We start from the raw sequence: 9,356 nt of genomic DNA on the forward strand, positions 1-9,356 counted from the left end.
CTCAGTCGATCTGGATGCGGGCGCGGCGCGCCACCTCGCCCCAGCGCGCGGTCTCGCTGGCGACGAAGCTGCGGAATTCATCCGGCGAGGTGCCGTTGGCGGTGATGCCGAGGTCGCGGAAGCGGTCCGCCACGCTGGGCTGGGCCAAGGCCGCCACCGCTTCGCGGTGCAGGCGCAGCACGATCTCGGGCGGCGTGCGGGCGGGGGCGAAGAAGCCGTTCCAGGACAGGCTCTCGAAGCCCGGCACCGTCTCCGCCACCGCCGGCACGTCCGGCGCCGCGGGGTTGCGCTGCAGGGAAGTGACGCCGAGCACGCGCAGCTTGCCCTCCCGCGCCAGCGGCCAGACGGAGGAGAGGTTGTCGAAGGCCATGGGCAGCTCGCCGCCCATCAGCGCCGTGGCCACGCCGGCGCTGCCGCGATAGGGCACATGCTCCAGCTCCGTCCCGGTCAATTGGCCAAACAGCGTGCCGGCGAGATGCACGGAGGTGCCGACGCCGGAAGTGCCGAAGGCCACGTCGCGCGCCTGGCGGCTGCGCAGCAGCGCCACCAGTTCCGGCACGGTCTGCGCCGGAAAGGCGTTGGTCACCGCCAGCGCGTTGGGCTGCGCCGAAAGCTGCGTGATCGGCGCGAAGTCGCGCAGGTTGTCATAGGGCAGGCGCGGATAGATCGCCGGGTTGATGGCGTGGCTGCTGATGGTGCCGAGGCAGATCGTGTAGCCATCCGGCGCCGCGCGCGCACAGACCTCCGTGCCGATATTGCCGCCGGCGCCGGGGCGGTTCTCGATCACCAGCGGCTGGCCGAGGGTCTTCGACATCTCGGCGCCGACCAGCCGGGCCACGGTGTCGGAGGTGCCTGCGGCGAAGGGGACGATGACGCGGATCGGCTGGCTGGGCCAGGCGGCGGCACGCCCCTGGGCGAGGGCCGGCAGGGCGGCCAACGAGAATAGCGCAGCGAGCGCCAGGCGGCGGGGGGTTGGGCGCATGGATCACTTCCTCCGTCCTGCGCGGGCTCGACAAGGCTCGCTTGCGGACAGACGTATCTGATATGTTAGATTCCAGAACGTCAATATGAATTCTGGTCGGCGCCACGGCGGCTGCTAAAGGGACGTCGCGATGAACTCCGTCTTTCCGGATGCCGAGGCCGAGCTCTCGGCCCTCTCCCCCGTCGGTCCGCGCCGCTCGGCCGCCGATATCGCCTATGCGCGGCTGCGCGAGGCGCTGATCTCCCTCGCCCTGCCGCCGGGCTCCGTCGTCTCGCGCCTCGCCATCGCGCAGCGCCTCGGCATCAGCCAGACCCCGGTGCGGGAGGCGCTGATCCGCCTGCAGGACGAGCATCTGATCGAGGTGGTGCCGCAATCCGCCACGCGCGTCTCCCGCATCGACCTGAACCATGCGCGGGAGGCGCATTTCCTGCGCCTGGCGCTGGAGGTGGAAGTGGTGCGGCGCCTGGCCCGCGCCCCGGCGCCGGAGCTGGAGGAGACGTTGCGCGCGGAGTTGCAGCGCATGCGCGCCGTGCTGCGCGAGGACGACCGCGCGACCTTCGCCGAGGCCGACGAGGCCTTCCACATGGCCTTGTTCAGCGCTGCGCGCGTGCCCGGGCTGCGCGAGCTGGTGCGCAGCCGCGGCGGCCATCTGGACCGGCTGCGCCGCCTGCACCTGCCGGAGCCCGGCAAGACCGAGGCGGTGCTGCAGCAGCATGAGGCGCTGGCCGAGGCCATCCTCGCCGCCGATGTCCCGCGCGCGGAGGCGGCGCTGCGCGCGCATCTCTCCGGCACCTTTGCCGAGGCCGACCGGCTGCGCGCCGCCAACCCCGGCTTCTTCGCCTGAGGATCAGCCCGGCAGGCGGTCCAGCAGCTTGTCGAGCGTGATCGGATAGTCCCGCACGCGGATGCCGGTGGCATTGTGGATCGCATTCGCCACCGCCGCGCCCACGCCGCAGAGGCCGAGCTCGCCCACGCCCTTCGCCTTCATCGGCGAGGAGATCGGATCCGTCTCGTCGAGGAAGATCACCTCCTGCCGCGGCACATCGGCATGCACCGGCACCTCGTAGCCCGCCAGGTCGTGGTTGACGAAGAAGCCCTGGCGCCTGTCGACGGCCAGCTCCTCCATCAGCGCGGCGCCGAGGCCCATGGTCATGGCGCCGATCACCTGGCTGCGCGCGGATTTGGGGTTGAGGATGCGGCCCGCGGCACAGACCGCCAGCATGCGCCGCACCCGCACCTCCGCCGTCGCCGCATCCACCGCGACCTCCACGAAGTGGCCTGCGAAGGTGGATTGCTGGTAGCGCTTCTGCAGATCGCCGAATTCGATGACGTCCTCGGCGTTCAGCGCGCCTTCGCGCGCCGCATCCGCCAGCGGGATGCTGCGCGCGCCGGACCGCACCATGCCATCGGCGAAGTCGAGATCGGCGCTGTTGAGGCCAAGCGCCTGCGCCACCTGCTCGCGCAGCTTCACGCAGGCGGCATAGACGCCGGCGGTGGAGGTATTGGCGCCCCACTGCCCACCCGAGCCCGCCGAGGCCGGGAAGCTGGAATCGCCCAATCGCACCACCACGCGATCCAGCGCAACGCCCATCATCTCCGCCGCCGTCTGCGCGATGATGGTGTAGCTGCCGGTGCCGATATCGGTCATGTCGGTCTCGACAATCACCGTGCCGTCACGCTCCAGCCGCACCCTGGCGCCGGATTTCTCCACCATGTTGTTGCGGAAGCCCACGGCCATGCCGAGGCCGATCAGCCAGCGGCCCTCGCGCCGCGTGCCGCGCTGCGCCTTGCGCCGGTCCCAGCCGAAGCGCTCGGCCCCCAGACGCAGGCATTGCACCAGCTGGCGCTGGGAGAAAGGCCGGCCCGGCTTCTCGGGGTCCTCCTGCGTGTCGTTGAGGATGCGGAATGCCACCGGATCGATGCCGAGCTTTTCCGCCATCTCGTCCATCGCCACTTCCAGCGCGAGCAGGCCGGGCGCCTCGCCCGGCGCGCGCATGGCATTGCCCTCCGGCAGGTCGAGATGCGCGAGGCGCGTGCCGGTCAGGCGGTTGGCGCCGGCATAGAGCAGGCGCGTCTGCTGGATCGCATTCTCCTCCTCCCCGCCTTCCACATTGCCGGACCAGCTTTCATGCGCGATCGCGGTGAGCTTGCCGTCGGGCGAGGCGCCCAGGCGGATGCGCTGGATGGTGGCCGGGCGGTGGGTGGTGTTGTTCGCGATCAGCGGCCGCTGCAGCGCCACCTTCACCGGCTGCCCCGCCAGCCGCGCGCCCAGCGCCGCCAGGACGACATCCGCGCGCAGGAACAGCTTGCCGCCGAAACCGCCGCCGACATAGGGGGAGCGGATCCGCACCTGTTCCTTCTTCAGGCGCAGAGTCTTGGCCAGGTCCTCATGCGCCCAGGCGACCATCTGGTTCGAGGTCCAGACCTCCAGCCGGTCGCCATCCCAGGCCGCGAGGCTCGCATGCGGCTCCATCATCGCATGGCTCTGGTCCGGCGTGGTATAGGTGGCGTCCAGCTGCACCGGGGCCTGCGCAAAGGCCGTGTCGAAATCACCGACCTTGGAATCCGGCGAATCCTTCGAAGGGCCGACGCCTTCCGCCCTGGCTTCCGCCAGGTCGAAGGCACCTTCCTCCTTCGCATAGCTCACCGTGATGCGCTGCGCGGCATCGCGTGCCTGCTCGAAGGTTCGGGCGATCACCAGCGCGATGGCCTGGTGGTAATGCGTGATCTCCGGCCCGCCGAGCAGCGGCGCGGCATTGCGCTTGCCCTTGTCGAGCGGCCCGGCATTCTCCGCCGTCAGGATGGCGAGGACGCCGGGCGCGGCATAGGCGGCCTCCAGATCCATGCGCGCGATGCGGCCGCGGGCGATGCCGGCACCGATGACCCAGCCATAGGCCTGGTTCGGCACGGCCGCGTGCTGCTCATAGGCATAGGGCGCGGCGCCGCGCACCTTCAGCGGGCCGTCGATGCGGTCCACCGGCTGGCCGACGATGCGCAGCCGGTCGATGGGATTGGTGGTGGCGGGGGTGTCGAAGCGCATGGCTCAGCTCCTCGCCTCGGCCAGCACCGCGCCGAGCGTGCGCTCGACCAGCTTCAGCTTGAAGGCATTGTCCTCGGTTGGGCGCGCGCCCTGCATCAGCGCGGCGGCACTGGCCTGCGCACCCTGCGGCAGCGCGGCATCGGCCTCCGCCCGCCGCCATGGCTTCGGCGCCACGCCGCCGAGTGCCACCGCGCCGCTGCCATCGCGCTGGATGATGGCGGCGACGGAGACAAGGGCGAAGGCGTAGGAGGCGCGGTCGCGCACCTTGCGGTAGATCTGCGCGCCACCCACCGGCGGCGGCAGCGTCACGGCGGTGATCAGCTCGCCCGGCTCCAGCACCGTTTCCAGATGCGGCGTCTCGCCCGGCAGGCGGTGGAAATCGGCGATCGGGATGGTGCGCGTCGCGCCATCGGGCCGCACCGTCTCCACCACCGCATCCAGCGCCCGCATCGCCACAGCCATGTCGCTGGGATGGGTGGCGATGCAGGCCTCGCTGCCGCCGACCACGGCCAGCTGCCGGCTGTAGCCCGCGATGGCGGCGCAGCCGCTGCCGGGCACGCGCTTGTTGCAAGGCTGGTCGGTGTCGTAGAAATAGGGGCAACGTGTGCGTTGCAGCAGGTTGCCCGCCGTGGTCGCCTTGTTGCGCAGCTGGCCGGAGGCGCCGGCGAGCAGCGCGCGCGACAGCACGGCATAGTCGCGCCGCACCCGCGCATCGGCGGCCAGGTCCGTGTTGCGAACCAGCGCGCCGATGCGCAGCCCGCCCTCCGCCGTCGGCTCGATGCGGTCCAGCGCGAGTCCGTTCACGTCAATCAGATGGCCGGGCGTCTCGATGCGCAGCTTCATCAGGTCCAGCAGATTGGTCCCACCCGCGATGAATTTCGCCGAGGGGCTGCGCGCGGCCGCCGCTGCGGCCGCGGCCGGGTCCTGCGCGCGCTCATAGGTGAAGGGGGTCATGCCGCGCGCTCCGCGACATCGTTGATCGCATCAAGGATATTGGCATAGGCGCCGCAGCGGCAGATATTGCCGCTCATCCGCTCCCGGATCTCCTCATTGGTCCGGCGCGGCGCGTCGAGGTCCTCGCTGACATGGCTGGGGATGCCGGCCTCGATCTCCGCCAGCACCGCGACGGCGCTGCAGATCTGCCCGGGCGTGCAGTAGCCGCACTGGTAGCCGTCATGCTTGACGAAGGCCGCCTGCATCGGGTGTGGCGCCTCCGCGCTGCCCAGGCCCTCGATGGTGGTCACCTCCTCGCCGTCATGCATCACGGCGAGCGTCAGGCAGGAATAGATGCGCCGCCCTTCCACCAGCACGGTGCAGGCGCCGCATTGGCCGTGGTCGCAGCCTTTCTTGGTGCCGGTCAGCTGCAGCGCCTCGCGCAGCGCATCCAGCAGCGTGGTGCGGGTATCCAGCTCCAGCGCATGCGCCGTGCCGTTCACGCGCAGCGAGAGCTGCGCCAGGCTGGGGGTTGCGGCGCGCGGATGGCGCTGGGGCGATTCGGTGGGCTCGTCTGGGGGCATCTCGGCAGCTCCGGGGGGCACGGTGTGACGTCACAGCGCAGCCGGGCCACAAACGTTGCCTCGCCCCGCGCTGTCAGACGCTTGAGCCGCGCCACGGCCACTCCACATCTCCCGCGAGTTCATCTGGAACCCGCAGGCATGACCGAGACCGCCCCCTATACCCCGCCCAAGATCTGGACCTGGAACCGCGAGAATGGCGGGCAGTTCGCCAGCATCAACCGCCCCGTCGCCGGCCCGACGCATGAGAAGGCGTTGCCGGTGGGCCGCCACCCGCTGCAGCTCTATTCCCTGGCCACGCCGAATGGCGTGAAGGTGACCATCCTGCTGGAGGAACTTCTGGCCGCCGGGCATGGCGGGGCCGAATACGATGCCTGGCTGATCTCGATCCGCGACGGCGCGCAATTCGGCAGCGGCTTCGTCGAGGTCAATCCGAATTCCAAGATCCCGGCGCTGATGGACCGCAGCGGGCCGACCCCGATCCGCATCTTCGAATCCGGCGCCATCCTGGTGCATCTGGCCGAGAAGTTCGGCGCCTTCCTGCCGAAGGACCCCGCGCCGCGCGCCGAATGCCTGTCCTGGCTGTTCTGGCAGATGGGCAGCGCGCCCTATCTCGGCGGCGGCTTCGGCCATTTCTACGCCTATGCGCCGAGCAAGATGGAATACCCGATCGACCGCTTCGCGATGGAGGTGAAACGCCAGCTGGATGTGCTCGACCGCCGCCTGGCGGAGAGCGAATTCCTGGGCGGCGCGGACTATACCATCGCCGATATGGCGGTCTTCCCCTGGTATGGCGGGCTGGTGAAGGGCTGGCTCTACGACGCCGCGGAATTCCTGCAGGTGCAGGAATACAAGCACGTGAACCGCTGGGCGGATGCCATCGCGGCACGCCCCGCCGTGCAGCGCGGCCGCATGGTGAACCGCAGCTTCGGCGATCCGGCGATGCAACTGCATGAGCGACACGACGCGCGCGACTTCGAGACGCGCACGCAGGACAAGCTCGCCCCGGGCGGCTGAGCTTGCGCGGCGGCCGGGCGGGGGCGAACACGAAACTGTGTTGACCGCCGGCCGCACCGCAAGCGCCGGAAATGCCGCATCGGGCGCCGCCGCGGGGCGCGACCCGCGCCCGAGGCGGCTTTCCACCCGGCACATGCGCCCCTAATGCGGGGAAGGCGTTCCGGCCGCGTGCCGGATCGAACCATCCGCCCAAGGACCCCGCATGGCCCCTGCTTCGGGGCGCCCCCTGACGCTTCGGGCGCATCTGCTTCGCCTGACCCTCGCGGTCCTGCTGCCGGCGCTGCTCGCGGGGGGCCTGACCGCCTGGGAGCTCGGGCGTGCCTATCGCCAGGCCGTGGAGAATGCGCTGCAGGGCGGCGCGCGCACGCTGGCGGTCGCCATCGACCGGGAGATCGAGGTGGCGGTGACCGCCGCCAGTTCCCTCGCCGGCACGCGCGCGCTGCGCGCCCTGGCCGAAAGCGGCGACAGCGCGCCGGAGGAGGCGATCGCGGAGCTTTATGAGCGGGCGCGCACCGTGGGCAATGCCTTCGGTGGCTGGGTGCTGCTGGTCCGCGCCGATGGCGAGCAGCTGTTCAACACGCAGCGCCCGCTGGGTGCGCCGCTGCCCGCCGCCGCGGCGCAGCCCTGGATCCGCCGCGCCACCGCAAGCGGCCAGCCGGCCGTCACCAACCTCTTCACCGGCAGCGTCGCGCAGCGGCCGGTGCTGGCCGTGGTCACGCCCGTGCTGGCGCCCGGGCGCCGCCCCGGCGAGGGCCCGGCGCCGCTGGCCATCCTGCTGGCCTTCGACCCCGCCCGCCTGGCCGCGATGCTGGCCCTGGTGCGGGAGGGGGAGATCGCCGGGCTGATCCAGGTGGAGGATGGCCGCATCATCGCCCGGTCCCTGAACCACGCCACCTCCACCGGCCGCGTCGCGCCGGACTGGGTGGCGGCGCCGCTGCGGAACCTGACGATCGGCCAGGCCTCCGGCCCCTCGCTGGATGGTGCCGCCATCGTCGCCGCCTTCCAGCGGCTGGACCGCGTGCCCTGGGCCGTGGTGGTCACCGCCTCCCGCGCCACCTACCAGGCCGCCTGGCGCAGCCCGCTCGAACGCCTCGTCATCGCGGGCGCGGCGCTGCTGGCCCTGGGGCTGCTGCTCGCCGGCCTGCTGGCGCGGCGGCTGCTGGACCCCGTGCGCGCCCTGGCGCGGGAGGCGCAGGAGCTTGCGGCAGGGGGCGCCACGCCCTCCGCCCTGGCCGCCGCCCCCGTTGCGGAATTCGAGGCGCTGCGCGTGGTGCTGGCCCAGGCGGCGGAGACCACGCGCGCCCGCTCCGTCTCCGAGGGCCGCGCGGCGGCGGCGGAGGAGGCGGCGGCCGAGCTGCGCGCGGAACGCGACCGCGCCCGGCTCTATTTCGACATGGCGCAGGCGGTGCTGGTCGTGCTCGGCCCGGATGGGCGGGTGCGCAGCATCAACCGCCACGGCCTGTCCGTGCTGGGGCTGCGGCACGAGGACGAGGCGGTGGGCCGGGACTGGTTCGAGGGTTTCGTGCCGCCGCGCCTGCGCCCGCAGTTGCGGCGGCTTTTCCAGGGCCTGGCGCAGGGCACCGAGGATGGCGCCGCCAGTACCGAAAACGCGGTGCTGCGCGCCGATGGCACGGAGCGGCTGCTGGTCTGGCGCAATGCCGTGCTGCGCGATGCCGCGGGCAGGCTGATCGCCGTGATCGCCTCGGGCGAGGATATCACCGATCGCCGCGCCACGGAGGAACGCCAGACGCTGCTGATGCGGGAGGTGGACCACCGCGCCAAGAACGCGCTGGCCGTGGTGCAATCCATCCTGCGGCTGACGCGGGCGGAGCGGCCGCGGGATTTCGCCACGGCCGTGGAAGGGCGGGTGAACGCCCTGGCGCGCGCCCATACGCTGCTGGCGCGCGAAAGCTGGGCCGGCGGCAGCCTGCGGGAGCTGGTGCGGACGGAACTAGCCGCCTATGGCGCGGAGGACCGCCTGCGGATCGAGGGGCCGCCGGTCTGGCTGGCGCCGGATGCGGTGCAACCGCTGTCGCTGGTGCTGCATGAACTGGCAACCAATGCCGCGAAATACGGCGCGCTTTCCGCCCCCGGCGGCAGGCTGGCGGTGGATTGGCAGGTCGAGGCGGATGGCGGGCTGCGCCTGGACTGGCGGGAGGATGGCGCGGCGCTGGCGGGCGCGCCGGCGCATCGCGGCTTCGGTTCGCGGATGATCGCGGCCACCGTCACCGGGCAATTGGGCGGCAGCCTGACGATGGACTGGCGCCCGGCCGGGCTGCATGCCCGCCTGCGGATCGGCGCGGACCGCGTGGCGCTGCGCGAGCCCGCGACCGCCCCGACGGATGCGGAGGCTGCGGCCGCGCCGCCACCGCTGGCGCGGCTGGCCGGCCGGCGCATCCTGCTGGTCGAGGACGAGCCGCTGGTGGCGCTGGACCTGGAGGAGACGCTGCGCGGGCTGGGCTGCGAGGTGGCGGGGCCGGCAGCGACGCTGGCCGAGGCGCTGCGCCTGGCGGAGACGCCACGGCTGGACGCCGCCGTGCTGGATGTGAACCTCGGCGGCCAGGCTGCCTTCCCGGTGGCGGACCTGCTGCTGGCGCAGGGCGTGCCGGTGGTCTTCGCCACCGGCTACAGCGAATTGCCCGGGGGCTGGACGCCGGAAGGCGGCCAGGGCCCCACGGCGCTGCTGCGCAAGCCGGTGGACCGGGCCGCCCTGGCCGCGGCGCTGTGCCGCCTGGTGCCGCCGGAGGCGGCGCCGCACGCGCCGTTGTGAGAGCGGGGACCGAAAGACCCCCGCCCCGTCGCG

The 9,356-nt window shown here is 72.2% G+C and carries 7 protein-coding genes; 3 read left to right on the forward strand and 4 right to left on the reverse strand.

Annotated features, from left to right (window positions below; genetic code table 11):
• Nucleotide 1 precedes the first annotated feature (1 nt).
• Entirely contained in the window at nucleotides 2-982 is a 981-nt protein-coding gene (locus ACTIF1_RS00160) for a Bug family tripartite tricarboxylate transporter substrate binding protein (RefSeq protein WP_439594335.1), read from the reverse strand.
• A 130-nt stretch (nucleotides 983-1,112) separates the two neighbouring features.
• On the opposite strand from ACTIF1_RS00160, the gene ACTIF1_RS00165 reads away from it, so the two are divergent.
• A complete protein-coding gene (locus ACTIF1_RS00165) occupies nucleotides 1,113-1,826 on the forward strand; it encodes a GntR family transcriptional regulator (RefSeq protein ID WP_439594336.1) in 714 nt (237 codons plus the stop codon).
• 3 nt (nucleotides 1,827-1,829) lie between these two features.
• Here ACTIF1_RS00165 and paoC read toward each other — a convergent pair whose 3' ends face one another.
• The 3 genes from paoC to paoA are packed head-to-tail and all read right to left on the reverse strand — an operon-like array spanning nucleotide 1,830 to nucleotide 5,539.
• Complete coding sequence (paoC, locus tag ACTIF1_RS00170; RefSeq protein WP_439594337.1) at nucleotides 1,830-4,022, reverse strand: aldehyde oxidoreductase molybdenum-binding subunit PaoC; 2,193 nt, start codon at nucleotides 4,020-4,022, stop codon at nucleotides 1,830-1,832.
• 3 nt (nucleotides 4,023-4,025) lie between these two features.
• Nucleotides 4,026-4,976 carry an FAD binding domain-containing protein gene (locus ACTIF1_RS00175; RefSeq protein WP_439594338.1) on the reverse strand — a complete coding sequence of 317 codons (951 nt, stop codon included), beginning with the start codon at nucleotides 4,974-4,976 and terminating at the stop codon, nucleotides 4,026-4,028.
• Nucleotides 4,973-5,539: an aldehyde dehydrogenase iron-sulfur subunit PaoA gene (gene paoA, locus ACTIF1_RS00180; RefSeq protein ID WP_439594339.1), complete on the reverse strand. Its 567-nt coding sequence runs from the start codon at nucleotides 5,537-5,539 to the stop codon at nucleotides 4,973-4,975. Before paoA ends, ACTIF1_RS00175 begins: the two co-directional genes overlap by 4 nt.
• Before the next feature lie 138 nt (nucleotides 5,540-5,677).
• Here paoA and yghU point away from each other — a divergent pair, with 138 nt between their 5' ends.
• Both yghU and ACTIF1_RS00190 read left to right on the forward strand, forming a co-directional pair.
• Entirely contained in the window at nucleotides 5,678-6,553 is an 876-nt protein-coding gene (yghU, locus tag ACTIF1_RS00185) for a glutathione-dependent disulfide-bond oxidoreductase (RefSeq protein WP_439594340.1), read from the forward strand.
• A gap of 202 nt (nucleotides 6,554-6,755) precedes the next feature.
• Nucleotides 6,756-9,323, forward strand: a complete 2,568-nt coding sequence (locus tag ACTIF1_RS00190; RefSeq protein ID WP_439594341.1) for an HWE histidine kinase domain-containing protein — start codon at nucleotides 6,756-6,758, stop codon at nucleotides 9,321-9,323.
• Nucleotides 9,324-9,356 lie beyond the last annotated feature (33 nt).

The sequence above is a fragment of the Falsiroseomonas sp. genome, from assembly GCF_051860665.1.
Classification (GTDB): Bacteria; Pseudomonadota; Alphaproteobacteria; order Acetobacterales; family Acetobacteraceae; genus Falsiroseomonas.